The following is an 18731-nucleotide window of genomic DNA, read 5'->3' as shown; positions in this document are numbered from 1 at the left end:
GGCTGCCGTCGGCTAGGATGGCCGGCAGCCCCGCACTTTCGCGAGCACCGCCCTTGCCCCCATCCGACCCCGACGCTTTCGACCACGATGCCGCCCTGGCCGCCTGTGCGCGGGGCGATCGTGCGGCCCTGCGCCGCCTGTACGAGCACGAAGGCCGTTACCTGCTGGGGGTGGCGCTGCGCATCGTGCGCGACCGCGCCACCGCTGAAGACGTGTTGCACGACGCTTTCATGAACATCTGGACCCGCGCCGCCACCTTCGACGCCCACCGTGGCGCGGGCCGGGGGTGGATGTACGGCATCGTGCGCCACCGCGCCCTCGATGCCGTGCGCTCGGGTGCGCGCACCGTGTCGGCCGACGAGGCGCAGATGGACGCGCTGCAGGCCGAGGACCCGCCCGCCGCGCCCGACATGGCCGAGGCCTTCGCGCTGCGCGCCGACCTCGGCCGGCTCGACGACTGCCTGGCGCGCCTGGACACGCCCAAGCGCAACTGCGTGCTCTACGCGTACCTGGACGGTTGCAGCCACAGCGAGATCGCCGAGCGCCTGGGCGCGCCGCTGGGCTCGGTGAAGGCCTGGATCCGCCGCGGGCTGGCGTCGTTGCGGGAGTGCCTGGCATGACCGCCCTTGATCCGATCGACGAACTGGCTGCGGCCTACGTGCTGGGCACGCTCTCGGCGGGGCAGCGGCGCGAGGTGCAGGCGCGCTTGCCCACCGATGCCGCCTTGCGCGACGCGGTCGACGGCTGGGAAGGCCGGCTGCTGCCGCTGACCGCCTTGGTCGAGGCGGTGGAGCCCTCGCCCGCGCTGTGGACGCGCATCGAACGCGCCATCGCCCCCCCACGCGCAGCGGCCAAGGCCAGCGCCTGGCAGACCTGGTGGAGCAGCCTGGGCTTCTGGCGCGCGGTGGCCGCCACCGGTTTCGTGGCCGCGTCGGTGGTCGCGCTGCTGCCGTCCACCGGCCTGTTCGCGCCGGCCGCGCCTCAATACATGGTGGTGCTGGTCGCGCCCAACGGCACGGCCCCGGGCTGGGTGGTGCAGACCAGCGGCGCCAACAGCTTGCGGCTGGTGCCACTGGGCACCACGGCCGTGCCCGAGCAGCGCTCGCTGCAGTTCTGGACCAAGGCCGACGACTGGAACGCGCCGGTCTCGCTGGGCCTGGTGCAACCGGGCCAGCCGCTGGAAGTGAAGCTCGACCAGCTGCCGCCGCTGGTGCCCAACCAGCTGTTCGAGATCACGCTGGAGCCCTACAACGGCTCGCCCACCGGCCGCCCGACCGGGCCGATCCTCTACATCGGGCGCGCGGTCAAGCTGACCTGAGCGGCAGGCTGCGGTGGCGCTGGCCGGTCAGCGCGAACAGCGCGTTGGCCACCGCCGGGGCGATCGGCGGCAGGCCAGGCTCGCCCACGCCTTCGGGCGGCGCGCTGCTCGGGACGATCAGCACCTCGACCGCCGGCATCTCGTGGAAACGCAGCACCGGCTGGTCGTGGAAGTTGCTGGCCTGCACCTGGCCGTTGACGATGTCCACCTGGCCGTACAGGGCCGCCGAGAGGCCGTAGACGATGGCGCTCTCCATCTGTTGCGCGATGCCGGTCGGGTTGACCGCCGTGCCGCAGTCGACGGCGCACCACACGCGGTGCACGCGGATGGTTTTGTCGGCGGCCAGCGAGACCTCGGCCACCTGCGCGACGATGGAGCCGAAGGACTCGTGCAAGGCGATGCCGCGCGCGGTCTTGGCGCCGTCGGGCGCGGGCGGCGAAGCCGTGCCCCAGCCGCCGGCCTGGGCCGCCGCCTGCAGCACCGCGAGGTGCCGGGGATGGCGCTGCAGCAGCCGTTCGCGAAAGACCAGCGGGTCGGTGCCGGCGGCGTGCGCGGCCTCGTCGACGAAGCTTTCCTTGAAGAAAGCCTGGTGCGAATGGCCTACCGAGCGCCAGAAACCCACCTGCAAGGGCAGGGCGACGGCGGCGTGCGCGATGCGCGCGGCCGGCCATTCGTAGGGCTGGTCGAACGCGCCTTCCGAGGTGGTCTTGTCCGGCCCGCCGCCGGGCAGGCCGAACAGGCGGCCCAGCACCTGCGGCACGATGGCCTGGCCCGCGCTGGTGTTCTGCCAGGCCACGAGCTGCCCCTGGGCATCGAAGCCGGCCTTGAAGCGCGAGACGCAGGCCGGGCGGTAGATGTCGTGGCGCAAGTCCTGCTCGCGCGACCACAGCGTCTGCACCGGCGCGCCGGGCACGGCCTTGGCGATGGAGGCGGCCTGGGCGATGAAGTCCACCTCCAGCCGCCGGCCGAAGCCGCCGCCCAGCAGCATCACGTGCACCGTCACCGCCTCGGCGGGCAGGCCGAGTGCGTCGGCGGCGGCCTTGCGCGCCAGGCCGGGCACCTGGGTCGAGACCCAGACCGTGGCGCGGTCGCCGTCGAAGCGCACCGTACAGTTCATGGGCTCCATGGTGGCGTGCGCGAGGTAGGGCGCGCGGTACTCCGCCTCGATGGCGCGCACCGCGCCGGCCATGGCCGCGTCCACGTCGCCTTCGGTGAAGAAGGCAAACCCTTTTTCGGTGTCCAGCGTGCGCGCGAGCTGCTCCATCGCGTCGGCGCTCTGGAAGTTCGCGAGTTCGCCCGCGTCCCATTCGATCTTCAGCGCCTCGGCCGCCTGCTTGGCGCGCCAGGGGTGGTCGGCGATCACGGCCACGCCGCCGGTGCCACCGTGGCGGGGCTCGAACGGGACCACCGTGCGCACGCCCGGCATGGCCTGGGCGGCGGCCGCGTCGAAGCGGGTGGCGCGGCCGCGCAGGGTGCGGCACATCTGCACGCTCGCGTGCAGCAGGCCTTCGGGCCGCGCGTCGATGCCGAAGCGCGCGCTGCCATCGGTCTTGCTCGCGGCCTCGATGCGGTTCGTGGGCCGGCCGATCAGCTTGAACTGGGCGGGCGTCTTGAGCGTGGGCGAGCGCGGCAGGCGCTGCTGCGCGGCCGCGCCGGCCAGGCTGCCGTAGCCCGCGCGCTGCCCGGCGGGGCCGAGCACCTCGCCGTTCTCGGTGCGGCAGTGGCCTGGCTCGGTGTTCCATTGCCGGGCCGCGGCGCTCACCAGCATCTCGCGCGCCGAAGCCCCGGCCTCGCGCATCGGCAGCCACAGGTCCTTCACGCTCGACGAGCCGCCGGTCATCATCACGCCGATCTCGCGCATGGCCTTGGCCGCCATCCAGCGCGCCGCGTCCAGCACCCGACTCTCGGTGTCCGGGTGCACCGGCAGGCCGTCGACCACGGTGGCGATGTTGTTGTAGATCTTGTCGATGGGCGAGGCCTCGAAGCGCACGCGCGACCAGTCGGCGTCCAGCTCGTCGGCCAGCAGCATGCACAGCGAGGTGGCCACGCCCTGGCCCATCTCGCTCTTGGCCAGCATCACGGTGACGCCGCCGTTCGCATCGATCTTCACCCAGCCATTGAGGGCCGCCTCGTTCGCGCCCACCGGCAGCGGCTGCGCCGTGGTGAGCCGCTGGCGCGGCGGCAGCACCGACCAGCCCAGCACCAGCGCACCGCTGGCGGCGAGGGTGCCGAGGAGGAACTTGCGTCGGGTGGTGGCCATGGGGTTTTCCGGTGGGCGGGTCGGCGCAGCTTAAACCCGAAACGCGGCCTGCCGCGTGCGGCGCCTGCACCACGCTGGCTGGTGAAAGTCCCAGGATTTCGTCTTGTTACAAACGGTTAGCATTGGCGCCAATCATGCAATGAGGGGCGATGATGGGCGGAGTTCGTGGGTGGGCGAGCGCATTGGTCTTGCTGGCGGTGGCGCTGTTGTCGGGCTGCGCTGCGGATGGGCACAGTTATCTGGCGGTGACCAGCTCCATACCGCCTTTGAAGGACAACGGTTGCCGTGTGTTCTTCTACCGCACCGACTCGATGGTGGGCGCGGCCATGCAGCCGGAAATACGGCTGGACAACCAAGTCGTTGGCAAGTCACAGCCTGGCGGATTCTTCTACGTGGACACGCACCCTGGCCGCCATCTGGCGAGCTCGCAGACCGAGAACGAGGCGCGGCTGGAGTTCGACATCGAAGCGGGCCAGACCGTGTATGTGGCGTCCAGCATCACGTTTGGCGTGCTGGTCGGTCGGGTGCAGTTGAACCTCCAGCCCGAGGCGGTGGCCTTGTCGGCGCTGTCGCCCTTGCGCTACACCGGCGTCGGAATGGCGCCGACGGCACCGCCCGGCGCGGTGCGGGCGCCAACCACGGAGACCTCCCCACCGGTGGCCTCCAGCCCCAAGCCCCGGGCACGCGTGACGATGGCTGACTTGGAGGCCTTGTTGCCACCGTCGCCTGCCGGAGCCGCACGATGAGCTGGCGCGCCTGGGTCCTGGTGGTGGGAGCCGCCGCAAGCGCTCCCGCGTTGGCGCTTGAGCCCGATGCCCTGTTCGCCAAGGTGGCGCCCAGCGTCTGGACGGTGGTGGCCTCCGATGCCCAGGGGCGCAACCAGTCTCAGGGCAGTGCGGTGGTGATCGGCCCTGGGCGTCTGGTCACCAATTGCCATGTGCTGGCGCGCATGACCCGCTTCCAGGTCGCGAAGGACAATGTGAGCTACGGCGGCAAGCTGGAGTTTCCCGACCCGGAGAACGACCTGTGCCAGATCCGGGTGGATAACTTCCAGGCTCCGGCCATCGAGCTTGCGCCCAGGGACACCTTGCGGGTGGGCGCGCGCGTCTATGCGATCGGAACGCCGCAGGGCCTGGAGGCCACGCTGAGCGATGGCTTGCTGTCCGGCCTGCGCCGCGACGAGCAGGGGCAGTTGCTGTTCGTGCAGACCACCGCGCCCATTTCGCCCGGGTCCAGTGGCGGTGGCCTGTTCGATACCGAAGGCCGGTTGATCGGCATCACCACGCTCATGCGGCGCGAGGCGCAGAACATCAACCTCGCCGTGCCCGCCTACCGCATCACCGAGTTACCTGAGCGAGGGCGCGAGCTGCTCGAACGGCGTGCCGCCGCCAACGCCGCCCGGGTGGCGGCGGCACCGGTAGCCGCGCCTTCGGCGGGCCTGCAGCCGACGGCGCAGCGGCGGGTAGGCGACTGGTTCGAGTATGTGGTGACGGACGCGCAGACCCAGCTCAAGAGCACGGTCAGCCTGAAGGTGGATCGCGTGGACGGCGCTCGCGTCGTTTTCAACGGGGGCGGTCGGGTGGAGGATGAAACCGGCCTCGTGCTGGATTCTTCGTCGCCCGCGCTGCTGGAACTCGATCTGGTGACACCGCCTGGCGGCTGGGCGCCGGGTGGCAAGGTGCTCAACGGGGTGCAGACCTTCAATTTTTCGACCACGAAGGGAGGCGACACCACGACGTTCGACGTCACGGCTGTAGCGTCTCTCTCTCAAACGCTCCGCATGGGCGAGAGTGAGTACAACGCGGTGCGCATCGACGTCCGGGGGTGGACCTCCCGCCTGCCCGTGCACCGCGTCGCGATGTCGAACCTTCGTTACCAGGCCACGTTGTGGTATTCGCCGGACCTGATGCGGGTCGTGCGCTTCACGCTGGAGCGGTTGGGCAGCACCGACCGCAAGGAAACCGTGGAGTTGGTGCGCGCCGGCCGGGGCTGAGGCCGGCGCCCCGGCTCACTGGAACGCAACTTCCGCGAAGCTGCGCAGCTTGCGGCTGTGCAGCTGGTCCGTGCCGCCGGCGCGCAGGATGTCGATGGCGCGGATGCCGATGCGCAGGTGCTGGTCCACGCGTTCTCGGTAGAAGTGGTTGGCCATGCCGGGCAGCTTGATCTCGCCGTGCAGCGGCTTGTCGCTCACGCACAGCAGGGTGCCGTAGGGCACGCGGAAGCGGAAGCCATTGGCCGCGATGGTGGCGCTCTCCATGTCCAGCGCCACCGCGCGCGACTGCGAGAAGCGGCGTTGCGGCATGTTGTCGGGCAGCAGCTCCCAATTGCGGTTGTCGGTGCTGGCCACGGTGCCGGTGCGCATGATGCGCTTGAGCTCGGCCGGCGGCACGCCGGTCACGTCGGCCACGGCGGCTTCGAGCGCGAGCTGGATCTCCGCCAGCGCGGGGATCGGCACCCACAGCGGGAGCTCTTCGTCCAGCACGTGGTCTTCGCGCACGTAGGCGTGGGCCAGCACGTAGTCGCCCAGCTGCTGGCTGGTGCGCAGGCCGGCGCAGTGGCCGAGCATGAGCCAGGCATGCGGGCGCAGCACGGCGATGTGGTCGGTGATGGTCTTGGCGTTGGCCGGGCCCACGCCGATGTTGACCATGGTGATGCCGCTGCGGTCTTCGCGCAGCAGGTGGTAGCCCGGCATCTGCGGCAGGCGCGGCGGTGCGCTGCCGAGTTCGTCGCCGTTCTCGGCGGCCAGGCCGGTGCGGCGCATCACCACGTTGCCCGGTTCGACGAAGGCCACGTACTCGCTGTCGGGGTCGGCCATCTCGGCGCGGCCGAGCTTGATGAACTCGTCGATGTAGAACTGGTAGTTGGTGAACATCACGAAGTTCTGGAACCACTCGGGCGCGGTGCCGGTGTAGTGGCGCAGGCGCTGCAGCGAATAGTCCACCCGGGGCGCGGTGAACAGCGAGAGCGGGTGCGCCTCGCCTGCGCGGGGCTCGTGCGTGCCGTTGGCGATGCCGTCGTCCATGGCGGTGAGGTCGGGCAGGTCGAACACGTCGCGCATGAGCGCGCGGCGCATCAGGTCCATGCTGCCTTCCACGTGGTCGTGTTCGGCGAACGAGAAGTGGATGGGGATGGGCTGCGTGCTGGTGCCCACCTCCAGTTCACCGCCGTGGTTGGCCAGCAGCAGGCGGAACTGCTCCAGGTAGTAGTCGCTGTACAGGTCGGGCCGGGTCAGGGTGGTTTCGTAGCGCCCGGGGCCGGCCACGAAGCCATAGCTCAGGCGGCTCAGCGGCTGGCCGATGGTGCTGTCCTGGCGCAGCACGCTGTGGGTGTGCAAGCGCACGTAGGGGTAACACGCCCGCACATGGGTCTGCGTGAAATCGCCGCCGGCGACGAAATCGCGCATGGCCTGGCGCAGGAATTCCACGTTGTCCTGGTAGATGCGCTGCACCTGGGCCAGCGCCTCGGCCGGGTCCTTGAAAACGAGCGGTGCGGTGTAGGCAGGTGTTTTTTGCATGCGCTATTGTGGCGCGCCGTTGCCTGGCACCGCAGGACGGCCGAAACTGGAGGAAAACCGCATGTTGCCCATCACCCTGCCCGAATGGACCACCGCCGCCGCCCCGCTGGCGGCCGCGCTGGGCTGCGGGTTGCTGATCGGTGTCGAGCGCGAGCGCCGCAAGGGCGAGGGCCCGGCGCGGGCCTTTGCCGGCCTGCGCACTTTCGCGCTGGTGTGTGTGAGCGGCGCGCTGGCCGCGCTCCTGGGGCACACGGGTCTGGTGCTGATCGGCGCGGCGTTCGTGGCGGCGCTGGGTGTGGTGGCCTATGCGCGCGACCGGTCCGAGGACCCGGGTGCGACCACCGAAGTGGCGCTGCTGCTGACCTACCTGATCGGCGTGGTGTGCGTCTGGCAACTGCCGCTGGCGGCCGCCATGGCCGCCGGGCTGACGGCGCTGCTGGCCGCGCGCGAGCGGCTGCACCATTTCGTGACCGAGTGGCTGCGCCCGGCGGAGATTCGCGACGGCATCGTGCTGGCCGCGCTGGTGCTCGTGGCGCTGCCGCTGATGCCGAACCGGCCCTTGTGGGGGCCGGTGCTCAATCCGGCCACCATCGTGCAGTTGTTGGCGCTGCTGCTGGCGGTCCAGTCGCTGGCCCACCTGTGCCGGCGGCTGCTGCAGGCGCGGCAGGCGGTGGCGTTCTCGGCCTTCGCCTCCGGCTTTGTCTCCAGCACGGCGACCATCGCCACGCTGGGCATGGGCGTGCGCCAGCAGGGCGGCGAGGCCCGTCTGATGGCCGGTGGGGGCTTGTTGTCGTGTGTGCCCACCTTGCTGCAGATGTTGCTGGTGGCGGTGGCGGTCCGCCCGGCCTGGCTCCCGGGTTTGTGGTTGCCGGCGTTGGCGGGCGCGCTGCTGGCCGCCTTGTGGGGCGGGTGGCTGGTGCGCGGGGCGCCCATGGAAATGGGCGGCGCGATGGGGTCGTCGCCGCACACCGAGGGCCTGGGAGGGCCGCAGGGCGATCGGATGTTCAGCCTTTGGGGCGCCATGGCCATTGCGGCCTTGCTCGCGGGCATCCAGGTCCTGGTGCATGCGCTGGACCTCTGGCTGGGCGAGGCCGGCGTGTTGGCCGGGACCTTGCTCGCCTCGCTCGTCGACCTGCACTCGGCGCTGGCGGCGGTCTTCGCGTCCGGCGGGCCGCCTGCGGAGGGCGTGCCGTGGGCGGTGATGCTGGCACTGGGCGTGCACGCCCTGAGCAAGAGCGTCACCGCCGTCCTGAGCGGCGGGGCTCGCTACGCGGCGTGGCTGGTGCCCGGGTTGCTGGCGCACACCGCCGTGTGCATGGCCTTGCTGGCCGTGCTTCGCTGAGCCTGTTCAGGCCTTGACGGGTTCGCGCATGGTCACGAACTCTTCCGCCGCCGTCGGGTGAATGCCGATGGTGCTGTCGAACACCGCCTTGGTGGCGCCGGCCTTGAGCGCCACCGCAAAACCCTGCACGATCTCGCCCGCTTCGGCGCCCACCATGTGCAGGCCCACCACGCGGTCGCTTTTCGTGTCCACCACCAGCTTCATGAGCGTGCGCTCGCTGCTGCCCGAGAGCGTGTGCTTGAGCGCCTTGAACTCGCTGCGAAAGATGGTCACGTCGCCATGCCGCTTGCGCGCGTCCGCCTCGCTCAGGCCCACGGTGCCGATGCTGGGGTGGGTGAAGACGGCGGTGGGAACGAAGTCGTAGGCCATGCTGCGCGGCGGCTTGCCCGCGGCGGGGCCGAAGAGCTGGTCCACCACCACCATGGCCTCGCCCAGCGCCACGGGGGTGAGCTGGAGGCGGCTGGTGACGTCGCCCACGGCGAAGATGGAGGGCACGTTGGTGCGGTACTGCTCGTCGACGATGACCTCGCCGCCCTTGCCCTGGGCCACGCCCACCGCGTCCAGGCCCAGGCCCCCTACCGTGGGCACGCGGCCGGTGGCGTACAGCACGGCATCGGCTATCACCTCGCCGCCGCCCTGGAGCTTCACCTGCAGGCCGTCGGGGGTCTTCACGATGGCGGCCACGTCCGCGCCCAGCCGCAGGTCCACGCCCGACTTGATCATCTCGTTGGCCACGAAGTGGCGGATCTCGTCGTCGAAGCCGCGCAGGATCTGCTCGCCCCGGTAGAGCTGGGTCACCTTCGCGCCCAGGCCGTTGAAGATGGAGGCGAACTCGCTGGCGATGTAGCCACCGCCCACGATCAGCAGGCGCTGGGGAAAGGGCTCGAGGTCGAAGATGGCGTTGGAGTCGATGACGTGCTCGCGGCCTTCGATGTCGGGCACGCTGGGTTTGCCGCCCGTGGCGATGAGGATGTGCTTCGCCGTCACGCGTTTTTCGCCGGCCTCGCCATGGAGCTTGAGCACCACGGCCTGTGGGCCGTCGATGCGCGCGAAGGCATCGAACACGGTCACGCCCGAGCCGGTCAGCAGGTTGCCGTAGATGCCGTTGAGGCGGCTGATCTCTTTGGCGCGGTTGGCCTTGAGCGTGGCCCAGTTGAAACGGGGCTTGTCCAGCTCCCAGCCGAAGCCGTGCGATTCCTCGAAGGCTTCGGCATAGTGCGCCGCGTAGCTGTAGAGCTTCTTGGGGATGCAGCCCACGTTCACGCAGGTGCCGCCCAGGCCGTCGGTGCCCAGCATTTCGGCCAGCGCCACGCGCGCGCCGCGCTGCGCGGCCATGCGGGCGGCGCGCACGCCGCCGCTGCCGCCGCCGATCACGAAGAGGTCAAAGTCGAAAGAGGAAGTGCTCATGGTGGGGGGTGTCCGGGCTCGAAGCCTTTGAGTTCCTGTCGGATGAAATCGATGAAAGCCCGCGTGCGCGTGGGCAGCAGGCGGGCATGGGGGTAGACGACGTGGATCGGGCGCGGCGCGTCCGCGAAGTCGTCCAGCACGGTTTCCAGCGCGCCGGATTGCAGCAAGGGCGCCACCTGGTAGGAGAGGAACTGGCCGAAACCCGCGCCGTCCGCGCAGGCCTGCACCGCCGGGGCAATGTGATTGAACTCCAGGTTGCCACCGACGGTGAGTTTGAAGGTCTTGCTGCCTTCCTGGAAACGCCCCCAATGGGGTGCGTAGCCCACCAGGCGCACGCAGTTGGCCTTGAGCAGGTCGTTGGGGTGCTGCGGTCGGCCGTGTTCGCGCAGGAAAGCGGGGCTGGCCACGATCACGCGGCGGATCTCGCCCAGCGGCAGGGCGACCAGGCTGGAGTCCTCCAGGTGCGCGATGCGGATGCCGACGTCGACCCCTTCTTCCAGCAGGTTCACCACCCGGTCCATCAGCATCACGCGGCAATGCACCTGGGGGTGGCGCCGCACGAAACGCGTAACGACGGGGGCCACGTGCATCTGGCCGAACAGCACCGGAGCGGTGATGGTGAGCTGGCCGGAGGGTTCGGTGGCGTCGTCCTTCAGCGCGGCCTCGGCGTCGTCCACCGCCGCCAGCAGCTGGCGGCAGCTCTCAAGGTGGCGCCGGCCTTCTTCGGTGAGCGAGATGCGGCGCGTGGTGCGGTTGAACAGGCGCACCCCCAGCTCGGCCTCGTAGGCGGCGAGCGATCGCACCACGGCCGGCAGCGAGGCGCCCAGCGCCCAGGCCGCCGCGGTGAGGCTGCCGGCGTCGGCGATCTGCACGAAGGTGGCCATGGCGCGGAACTTGTCCATGCGCCATTAAACCGATTTATGGAGCAGTCTTGTGCGTGCAGGGGTATTTGTGAATGTGCTTGCAAGAAAGAAGATGGCGCCTTTCCTCTTTCAGGAGCGATCCATGGCACCTTCCATCCAACTGCACCGAAGCGCCATCTCCGGCCACTGCCACCGCGTCGAGTTGTTTCTCTCGCTGCTCGGCCTGCCGTTCGAGACGGTCGAGATCGACCTGCCGCAGAAGCAGCAGAAGTCCGCCGCCTTCCTGGCGCTGAACCCCCTGGGTCAGGTGCCGGTGCTGCGCGACGGCGACCTCATCCTGAGCGACTCGAACGCCATCCTGGTGTACCTCGAAGCCCGTTACGCGCCGGGCCAGTGGCTGCCGCGCGATCCGGTGGGCGCGGCCTGCGTGCAGCGCTGGCTCTCGTTGGCCGCCGGCCCGCTGGCGTCCGGACCGGCCGCCGCGCGCGTGGTGCAGCTCTTCGGGCTGCCCACCGACCCGGCGGAGGCGATCGCTCGTGCGCAAGCCCTGTTCGAGTTCATGGAAGGCGCGCTGGGGCGCACGCCGTTTCTGGTCGGCGAGCGCGCCACGCTGGCCGACCTGGCGCACTACGCCTACGTGGCCCGGGCGCCCGAGGGCCTGGTGTCGCTGCAGCCGTATCCGGCCATCCGCGCCTGGCTGGCGCGCATCGAGGCCCTGCCGGGCTTCGTGCCGATGGTGACCTCGCCAGTGGGGTTGGCGGCATGAGCGCCGCCTTTCACACCGGTGAACAGGCGATGCAGGCGCGCGCCGGTGTGCAGGCGCAGATGGCGCAGATCGGCCCGCGCGTGTTGCGCGACCACATGCCCGACCAGCACCGCGAGTTCTTCGGCCTGTTGCCCTTCGTGCTGGTGGGCAGTGTGGACGCGCAGGGACAGCCCTGGGCCAGCGTGCTCGCGGGCGCGCCGGGCTTCATGCAATCGCCCGACCCCACGCACCTGCACATCCGTGCGCGGCCCCTGCCGCACGACCCGCTGAACACCACGCTGCGCGATGGCGCCGCGCTGGGTCTGCTCGGCATTCAACCGCACACGCGCCGGCGCAACCGCATGAACGGCACGGCGCGGCTGCAGGACGGCGGTGTCACGGTCGAGGTCGGTCAGAGCTTTGGCAATTGCCCGAAGTACATCCAGGCGCGGGAGCCGGTGTGGGTACCCGGCGCACCTGCGGGGCAGATCGCTTTCGAAGGCCCGGGCCTGGACGAGGCGTCGCGCGGGCTGATCCGCGCCGCCGACACCTTCTTCATCGCCACCGCCCACCCCCAGGCGTCTGCGGGCGGCGAGCGCAGCCATGGGGTCGACGTGTCGCACCGGGGCGGCCCGCCGGGTTTCGTGAACGTGGCCGGCGAGGTGCTGACCGTGCCCGACTACCTGGGCAACCACTTCTTCAACACGCTGGGCAACATCGCCCTGCACCCGGCGGCGGGCCTGCTGTTCGTGGACTTCGAGCGGGGCGACCTGCTGTATCTCGCGGTGCAGGCGAAGGTGGTGTGGGACGGCAGCCTGCGCCTGCTGCGCATGCAGGTGACCCACGCGCGGCGGGTGCAGGGGGCCTTGCCGCTGCGCTGGGCGGCCCCCGGCGACGCTCAGTAGGTGTAGACGCCGCGCCCGGTCTTGCGGCCCAGGTAGCCGGCGGCCACCATTTCCTTGAGCAGCGGGGCGGGGCGGTACTTGCCGTCGTTGAACTCGGCCATGTAGACGTTCATCACGGCCAGGCACACGTCCAGGCCGATCATGTCGGCCAGGGCCAGCGGGCCGATGGGCTGGTTGGTGCCCAGCTTCATGCCGGCGTCGATGTCCTCCGCCGTGGCGATGCCTTCGGCCAGCACGAAGAAGGCCTCGTTGATCATGGGCACGAGGATGCGGTTGACCACGAAGCCGGGCGCGTTCTTCACCGTGATGGGCGACTTGCCCAGGGCCTCGGCCAGCGCCTTCACCGCGTCGTGCGTGGCGTCGCTGGTTTGCAGGCCGCGGATGATCTCCACCAGCGCCATCATGGGCACCGGGTTGAAGAAGTGCATGCCGATGAAGCGGTCGGGCCGCTGGGTGGCGGCGGCCAGCTTGGTGATGCTGATCGAGCTGGTGTTGGTGGCCACGATCACCTCGGGCGCGAGCAGGCCGTCGAGCTGCTGCAGGATCTTGACCTTCAGGCCCTCGTTCTCGGTGGCGGCCTCGATCACGAGCTGCGCGCCCTTGAGGTCTTCGTAGTTCGTCGAACCCTTGATCAGGGCGAGCGCCTGGTCCTTGTCGGCAGCGGTGATCTTCTCTTTCTTGATCAGCCGGTCCAGGCTGCCAGCCACCGTGGCCAGGCCCTTGTCGACCGCGGCCTGCGCGATGTCGACCATGACCACGCGGATGCCGCGCGTGGCGCAGGCCTGTGCGATGCCGTTGCCCATGGTGCCCGAGCCGATGATGCCGACCGTGTTGATGCTGTTCATGAAGACGCTGCTCCTGTTCAAAAATCCGTGAAAACCCGGCGTCGCCGGCGTGTCTTTCCTAGGCGGTGCTGCCTAACCGGGCGCGAGGCCCTGTGCTACCTTGGCCTTTGATTGTCGCGCACGCCTTGCACGGCGCTGACCACCACGGAGACACCATGTTCGACTACATCATCGTTGGCGGCGGATCGGCCGGCTGCGTGCTGGCCTCCCGCCTCAGCGAAGACCCCGGCACCCGGGTGGCCCTGCTGGAGGCCGGCCCGCCCGACAGCAGCGTGCTCATCCACTGCCCGGCGGGCCTGGCGCTGCTGGCGAAGAACGGCCAGGCCAACTGGGGCCTGCAGACCGTGCCCCAGCCCGGTCTGAACGGCCGGCGTGGTTACCAGCCGCGCGGCAAGGTGCTGGGAGGCTCGAGCTCGGTCAACGCCATGATCTACGCGCGCGGCCACGCCAGCGACTACGACGGCTGGGCCGCGCTGGGCAACCCGGGCTGGTCGTTCCAGGAGGTGCTGCCGTACTTCAAGCGCGCCGAGCACAACGAGCGCGGCGCCGACGCGTGGCACGGCCAGGGTGGGCCGCTCAATGTGATGGATCTGCGCAGCCCCAATGCCTTTCTGCCCGCTTTCGTCGAAGCCGGCGCGCAGGCGGGCTATCCGCTCAACACCGACTTCAACGGCCCCGAGCAGGAGGGCATCGGCGCCTACCAGGTCACGCACAAGAACGGCGAGCGCCACAGCGCGGCCAAGGCCTACCTCACGCCGCACCTGGCGCGGCCCAACCTGCAGGTGATCACGAACGCGCTCACCACCCGCGTGGTGACCGACACCGAAGACGGCGGCACGGTGCGCGCGGCGGGCGTGGAGTACCGGGGCAACGGCGGGCGCGGTCCGCTGCAGATCCTGCGCCTCAAGGACGGCGGCGAGGTGGTGCTGAGCGCGGGCGCCTTCGGCTCGCCGCAGCTGCTCATGCTCTCGGGTATCGGCCCGGCCGCGCATTTGCGCGAACACGGCATCACCCCGGTGCACGACCTGCCGGGCGTGGGCCAGAACCTGCACGACCATGTGGACGTGGTGATGGTGGTCAACGCGCCGAAGGTCAAGGACCTGTTCGGCCTCTCGCTCACCGGCGTGGCGCGCGCGGTGCGCGGCATCTTCGAATGGCGGCGCCAGCGCAGCGGCATGCTGACCACCAACTTCGCCGAAGCGGGCGGCTTCATCAAGAGCGCGCCCGAAGAGCCCATTCCCGACCTGCAGCTGCACTTCGTGGTCGGCAAGCTGGTGGACCATGGCCGCAAGACGGTGTTCGGCCACGGTTACTCGTGCCACGTGTGCCTGCTGCGCCCCAAGAGCCGCGGCAGCCTGCGCCTGGCCAGCGCCGACCCGCAGGCCGCGCCGCTGATCGACCCCGCCTTTCTGCAGGACAGCGACGACACCGCGCGCCTGGTGCGGGGCTTCAAGCGCATGCGCGCGCTGCTGCAGCAACCCGCACTCACGCGCCATGGTGGCACCGAGTCGGCCTCGTCGGCCCAGGCGCAGAGCGACGCGCAGATCGAACAATTCATCCGCGGTCATGCCGACACCATCTACCACCCCGTGGGCACCTGCCGCATGGGGCCGGATGGCGCGCCGGGGGGCTTGGACGTGGTGGATGCGCGCCTGCGCGTGCACGGCGTGGCGGGCCTGCGCGTGGTGGACGCGTCGGTGATGCCCAGCGTGGTGGGGGGCAACACCAATGCCCCGGTGATCATGATGGCGGAGAAGGCGGTCGATATGATGAGAGCCGATCGTCCCCCCCGCGCCGCGCCTGACGGCGCGTCACCCCCCGAAGGGGCAACCGCAGTGGCCCGGCAAAGCCGGTTCCACGCGGTTCCCGGTTAACCTTGCTTCTCCGATCCACCACTCTCCTCCGGCGCGCACGCACGTCATCCAGGATGCCGCGGAACTGGCTTTGCCAGGCCGCAGGCATCGCCCCCTGGGGGGTGACGCGAGGCGGCGCGGGGGGCTCCACAAGATGATTCTCGAGCACGCCGACATCCGCATCGACCCCCTGAAGAGCGCAGCCTTTGAAGAGGCCATTCTTCGTGGGGTGAGCACCGTCATCGCCCATTCGAAGGGCTTCAAGGGCTACCAGGTCCAGCGCAGCATCGAGACCCCCGGGCGCTACCTGTTGCTGATCCAGTGGGAGACGCTGGAAGACCACACCGTGGCCTTCCGGGGCTCCGATGCCTTCCCGCAGTGGCGCGCCATCGTCGGGCCGTTTTTCGCCCAGCCTCCGGTGGTCGAGCACTTCGAAGTGGTTGGCAAGAGCTGATGGCTGCTTGCCCTCGCGGGCAGCCTTTGGTTGTAATTGAGTTACAACTTTAGTTTTTGCGCATCAGGGTGGACTTGCCGAACAGGCTTTCGATCAGGTCCACCGCCAGCTCGGCGGTGCGGTTGCGCACATCGAGCGCGGGGTTGAGCTCCATCACGTCGAGCGAGCACAGCCGGCCGGTGTCCGCGATCATCTCCATGCACAGCTGCGCCTCGCGGTAGGTCGGGCCGCCGAGCACGGTGGTGCCCACGCCGGGCGCGATCTCCGGGTCGAGAAAGTCCACGTCGAAGCTCACGTGCAGGTGGGTCTGCTCGTCCACGCCCATCAGCGCCTGCTCCATGGTGTGGCGCATGCCCATCTCGTCGATGTAGCGCATGTCGAACACCTCCAGGCCGGCCTGGTGCACCAGGCGCTTCTCGCCCGCGTCCACGCTGCGGATGCCGATCTGCCGCACCACGCCGGCGTCGATGGCCGGCGTGGTGCCGCCGATGCCGGTGAGTTCGGGCGGGCCCATGCCGCAGAGCAGGGCCACCGGCATGCCGTGGATGTTGCCGCTGGGCGTGAGCGCGGCGGTGTTGAAGTCGGCGTGGGCGTCGAGCCAGAGCACGCGCAGCTTCTTGCGCGCCTCGCGGCAGTGGCGCGCCACCGCGCTGATCGAGCCCAGGCCCAGACAGTGGTCACCGCCGAGCACGATGGGCAGGCGGCCCAGCGCAAGTTCGGCGTGCACGGCCTCATGAAGGCTCTGGTTCCAGGCCACCACTTCACCCAGGTGGCGGTAGCCGTCGGTGGGCGGCAACCAGGGATTGGCCGGACCGCCGAGGTTGCCGCGGTCGGCGACGCTCAGGCCCTGGCCTTCGAGCACCGTGGCCAGGCCCGCGACGCGCAAGGCCTCGGGGCCCATGGAGGCACCGCGGGCACCGGCGCCGATGTCGGTCGGCACCCCGATGAGGCTGAGGTTTTTTTGCATGGCGGTATTGTGAGTCGGTGAATCCCGAGTGTGACGGCCTTCGGGCTGGTTTCAAAACGTATGGCGTGTTACCAGCCACCGGTCGGCGGGCGGACATTGCACACACGCCCTCCACCGGGCACCTCTTTTCGGGCGGGGAATTTTGTTACCAACCCACACCTTTCGTGCCGGACTCCAAGCCGTTGGGAAGCTGATACTCCGTTCGCGCTGAGCGGGTCTCCGCCCATCGTGGTGATTTATCTCACGTTCCTGGCCTGTCCGACACTGCAGCGCAGTGTGACCTGGAACCCTTTCCCGATCGCCCCTGCCGCCGCCCTCGTGTGAGCGTCAAGGTGTTTTTGTGCCGCCGATATGAACCCGACTCCGATTCCGACCCCGACGCCCTGGATGGAGGGCCCTTCGACCCGCAGGTCGCTGCCCTTGCTGGCCGTGCTGTTCGCGGCCACGCTCACCGCCTGCGGTGGTGGGGGCGGCGGAGGGACGGCCACGGGTGGTGGCACGGTCAACGAACCGGTGGCCGGGGCGCCAGCGCCGAGCCCGGCTCCTTCGCCAGCACCTCGCCCTTCGCCAGCGCCAAGCCCTGCTCCTGCTCCTGCTCCTGCTCCTGCTCCTGCTCCTGCTCCTGCCCCAGCGCCAGCGCCAGCGCCCGCACCGGCACCGGCACCGGCACCGGCACCGGCACCGGCCCCCTCGGCCACCGCCTGCGATGCCGCCACCGGCCGCGTGTTGCAGGTCGGACCGGGCAAGACCTACGCCATGCCCAGCGCCGCGGCGGCTGCGGCGCAGTCGGGTGACGTGATCAAGATCACCGCCGGCGACTACCGGGGCGACGTCGCTTCCTGGACCGTCAACAACCTGACCATCTGCGGCGTGGGTGGCAAGGCCCGCCTGTTCGCCAACGGCAACAACGCCCGTGGCAAGGGCCTGTGGGTGGTCACCGGCTCGAACATCACCATCGACAGCGTCGAGTTCCGCGACACCACGGTGCCCGACCAGAACGGTGCCGGCATCCGCGCCGAACACGGGGGCGACCTGCGCATCATCAACAGCGGCTTCTACGACAACCAGAACGGCATCCTGGCCAACGCGGGTTCGTCGACCATCACCATCGAAGGCTCCGAGTTCGCGCGCAACGGCCTGGGCGATGGCTACACGCACAACATCTACGTCAACCAGATCAACCGGCTGACGGTGAGCCGCAGCTACTTCCATGAAGCCAAGGTCGGCCACAACCTCAAGAGCCGGGCCCGGGAGACGGTGATCGAGAACAGCTACTTCATGGACGGCCCCACGGGCACGTCGAGCTACCTCGCCGACTTCCCGAACGGCGGCCGCGTCTACCTGCGCGGCAACCTGTTCCACAAGGGGCCGCAGGCGAGCAACCCGAATGCCATTTCCTACGGTGCGGAGGGCCTGTCGAACCCGACCAACACCTTCGAGGCCGTGCACAACACCGTGGCCATCACCCGCTCGGGCGGCGCCTTCCTGGCCATCGCCAGCGGCACCTCGTCGGTCACGCTCGCGGCCAACCTGTTTGCCGGCACGGGCAGTCCGTCGCTGATCACGGGCGGCTACGCCGCCGGCAACGCGGCGCAGTCGAACAACGTGACCTCCGTGGCCACCAACATCCCGGGCGCCAGCAGCATCGCCAGCCCGAACTTCTGGCCCAACGCGGCGCTGCAGGCCCTGATCGGCCTGTCGGTGGTGCCGGACTCGAATTACACGCGCGATGCGCCCACGCCCTATGCCTCGCGGGCGATCTCAAGCAGCCGCAAGGCGGGCGCACTGCAGTCATCCCCATAAACCGCCGGACCGCCAGGCAGGAGGGCACGGAAGACCCGTGTTCAGGAGGCGGCCGTTCTTTCTTCAGCTCTCAGGTGATTCTTCCCATGTCCCAACTCGATTCCCTCTCCCGTCCGGCTTCGCACGCCGGTGTGTTGGCCGCCTGTGCGGTCATGTTCTCGATGGTGGCCGCCACAGCCCCGGCCCAGGCTCAGACGGCCTCCGCGACCTGGACCAAGGTCGCCAACGAAGGCAAGATTTTCTGGTTCTCCGGCACGAAGAACGTGCGTTATGGCACCGGCACCCGCTGGGCCTACAAGACGGTCCGCACGGCCGGCATGTGCACCGCCAGCTATTTCGGCAGCGATCCCGCCAAGGGCGCGACCAAGACTTGTGAAGTGATGGCCGCTGCCGCGCCAGCCCCGGCGCCTGCACCCGCGCCGGCTCCCGCCCCGGCGCCTTCACCCGCACCAGCC

At 69.8% G+C, this 18731-nt stretch carries 17 protein-coding genes and 1 pseudogene; 11 read left to right on the top strand and 7 right to left on the bottom strand.

The features are described from left to right. Positions 1–17 precede the first annotated feature (17 nt). Together AC3WPZ_RS22065 and AC3WPZ_RS22060 are read left to right on the top strand one after the other, a co-directional pair. A complete protein-coding gene (locus tag AC3WPZ_RS22065; protein ID WP_492434058.1) occupies positions 18–620 on the top strand; it encodes a sigma-70 family RNA polymerase sigma factor in 603 nt (200 codons plus the stop codon). Then, a complete protein-coding gene (locus AC3WPZ_RS22060) occupies positions 617–1318 on the top strand; it encodes an anti-sigma factor (protein ID WP_382321978.1) in 702 nt (233 codons plus the stop codon). The genes AC3WPZ_RS22065 and AC3WPZ_RS22060 overlap by 4 nt, the downstream gene beginning before the upstream one ends. Here the strand turns inward: AC3WPZ_RS22060 and AC3WPZ_RS22055 are convergent. Next, positions 1305–3578 carry a xanthine dehydrogenase family protein molybdopterin-binding subunit gene (locus tag AC3WPZ_RS22055; protein WP_492441551.1) on the bottom strand — a complete coding sequence of 758 codons (2274 nt, stop codon included), beginning with the start codon at positions 3576–3578 and terminating at the stop codon, positions 1305–1307. The two genes, AC3WPZ_RS22060 and AC3WPZ_RS22055, sit on opposite strands and share 14 nt — an antisense overlap. Positions 3579–3727: 149 nt before the next feature. Here AC3WPZ_RS22055 and AC3WPZ_RS22050 point away from each other — a divergent pair, with 149 nt between their 5' ends. Together AC3WPZ_RS22050 and AC3WPZ_RS22045 are read left to right on the top strand one after the other, a co-directional pair. Continuing rightward, positions 3728–4324: a DUF2846 domain-containing protein gene (locus tag AC3WPZ_RS22050; protein WP_444687449.1), complete on the top strand. Its 597-nt coding sequence runs from the start codon at positions 3728–3730 to the stop codon at positions 4322–4324. Beyond that, positions 4321–5571: a S1C family serine protease gene (locus AC3WPZ_RS22045; RefSeq protein ID WP_444687448.1), complete on the top strand. Its 1251-nt coding sequence runs from the start codon at positions 4321–4323 to the stop codon at positions 5569–5571. Before AC3WPZ_RS22050 ends, AC3WPZ_RS22045 begins: the two co-directional genes overlap by 4 nt. A 15-nt stretch (positions 5572–5586) precedes the next feature. Here the strand turns inward: AC3WPZ_RS22045 and AC3WPZ_RS22040 are convergent, their stop codons facing one another. Beyond that, on the bottom strand, positions 5587–7092 hold the full coding sequence (locus AC3WPZ_RS22040; protein ID WP_444687447.1) for an AMP nucleosidase: 1506 nt from the start codon (positions 7090–7092) through the stop codon (positions 5587–5589). Positions 7093–7153: 61 nt separating this feature from the next. Between AC3WPZ_RS22040 and AC3WPZ_RS22035 the strand changes: the two genes are divergently transcribed. Next, the gene (locus tag AC3WPZ_RS22035) at positions 7154–8434 is read left to right on the top strand and encodes an MgtC/SapB family protein (protein ID WP_492441548.1); all 1281 of its coding nucleotides are present in this window, start codon (positions 7154–7156) and stop codon (positions 8432–8434) included. 6 nt (positions 8435–8440) lie between these two features. Here AC3WPZ_RS22035 and gorA read toward each other — a convergent pair whose 3' ends face one another. Next, entirely contained in the window at positions 8441–9841 is a 1401-nt protein-coding gene (gene gorA, locus AC3WPZ_RS22030) for a glutathione-disulfide reductase (protein WP_492441546.1), read from the bottom strand. Then, the gene (locus AC3WPZ_RS22025; RefSeq protein WP_492441544.1) at positions 9838–10743 is read right to left on the bottom strand and encodes a LysR family transcriptional regulator; all 906 of its coding nucleotides are present in this window, start codon (positions 10741–10743) and stop codon (positions 9838–9840) included. Before AC3WPZ_RS22025 ends, gorA begins: the two co-directional genes overlap by 4 nt. Positions 10744–10846: 103 nt before the next feature. Here AC3WPZ_RS22025 and AC3WPZ_RS22020 point away from each other — a divergent pair, with 103 nt between their 5' ends. Both AC3WPZ_RS22020 and AC3WPZ_RS22015 read left to right on the top strand, forming a co-directional pair. Then, complete coding sequence (locus AC3WPZ_RS22020; protein WP_492441542.1) at positions 10847–11470, top strand: glutathione S-transferase family protein; 624 nt, start codon at positions 10847–10849, stop codon at positions 11468–11470. Next, on the top strand, positions 11467–12354 hold the full coding sequence (locus AC3WPZ_RS22015) for a flavin-nucleotide-binding protein (protein ID WP_492441540.1): 888 nt from the start codon (positions 11467–11469) through the stop codon (positions 12352–12354). Before AC3WPZ_RS22020 ends, AC3WPZ_RS22015 begins: the two co-directional genes overlap by 4 nt. Here AC3WPZ_RS22015 and AC3WPZ_RS22010 read toward each other — a convergent pair. After that, positions 12348–13199 carry a 3-hydroxybutyryl-CoA dehydrogenase gene (locus AC3WPZ_RS22010; protein WP_382328200.1) on the bottom strand — a complete coding sequence of 284 codons (852 nt, stop codon included), beginning with the start codon at positions 13197–13199 and terminating at the stop codon, positions 12348–12350. The two genes, AC3WPZ_RS22015 and AC3WPZ_RS22010, sit on opposite strands and share 7 nt — an antisense overlap. Before the next feature lie 155 nt (positions 13200–13354). On the opposite strand from AC3WPZ_RS22010, the gene AC3WPZ_RS22005 reads away from it, so the two are divergent. Together AC3WPZ_RS22005 and AC3WPZ_RS22000 are read left to right on the top strand one after the other, a co-directional pair. Beyond that, entirely contained in the window at positions 13355–15073 is a 1719-nt protein-coding gene (locus tag AC3WPZ_RS22005; RefSeq protein WP_492441538.1) for a GMC family oxidoreductase, read from the top strand. 133 nt (positions 15074–15206) lie between these two features. Further along, on the top strand, positions 15207–15506 hold the full coding sequence (locus AC3WPZ_RS22000) for an antibiotic biosynthesis monooxygenase family protein (protein ID WP_382321962.1): 300 nt from the start codon (positions 15207–15209) through the stop codon (positions 15504–15506). 49 nt (positions 15507–15555) lie between these two features. Here AC3WPZ_RS22000 and rocF read toward each other — a convergent pair whose 3' ends face one another. After that, positions 15556–16473 (bottom strand): arginase, encoded by a 918-nt coding sequence (rocF, locus tag AC3WPZ_RS21995; RefSeq protein WP_382154090.1) that lies wholly within the window; start codon positions 16471–16473, stop codon positions 15556–15558. Positions 16474–16975: 502 nt separating this feature from the next. Next, entirely contained in the window at positions 16976–17155 is a 180-nt protein-coding gene (locus tag AC3WPZ_RS21990) for a hypothetical protein (protein WP_492441536.1), read from the bottom strand. Positions 17156–17196: 41 nt separating this feature from the next. Between AC3WPZ_RS21990 and AC3WPZ_RS21985 the strand changes: the two genes are divergently transcribed. Both AC3WPZ_RS21985 and AC3WPZ_RS21980 read left to right on the top strand, forming a co-directional pair. Then, positions 17197–18276, top strand: coding sequence for a right-handed parallel beta-helix repeat-containing protein (locus tag AC3WPZ_RS21985; protein ID WP_492441534.1), 1080 nt, complete (start codon positions 17197–17199; stop codon positions 18274–18276). An 86-nt stretch (positions 18277–18362) separates the two neighbouring features. Further along, positions 18363–18731 (top strand): annotated as a pseudogene (locus tag AC3WPZ_RS21980) (hypothetical protein); the annotation flags it as partial.

The organism is Hydrogenophaga sp. FW305-3-2-15-A-LB1, from assembly GCF_058787875.1.
The sequence above is the reverse complement of the archived record's forward strand: the minus strand, read 5'-3'. Positions and strand labels throughout refer to the sequence as shown.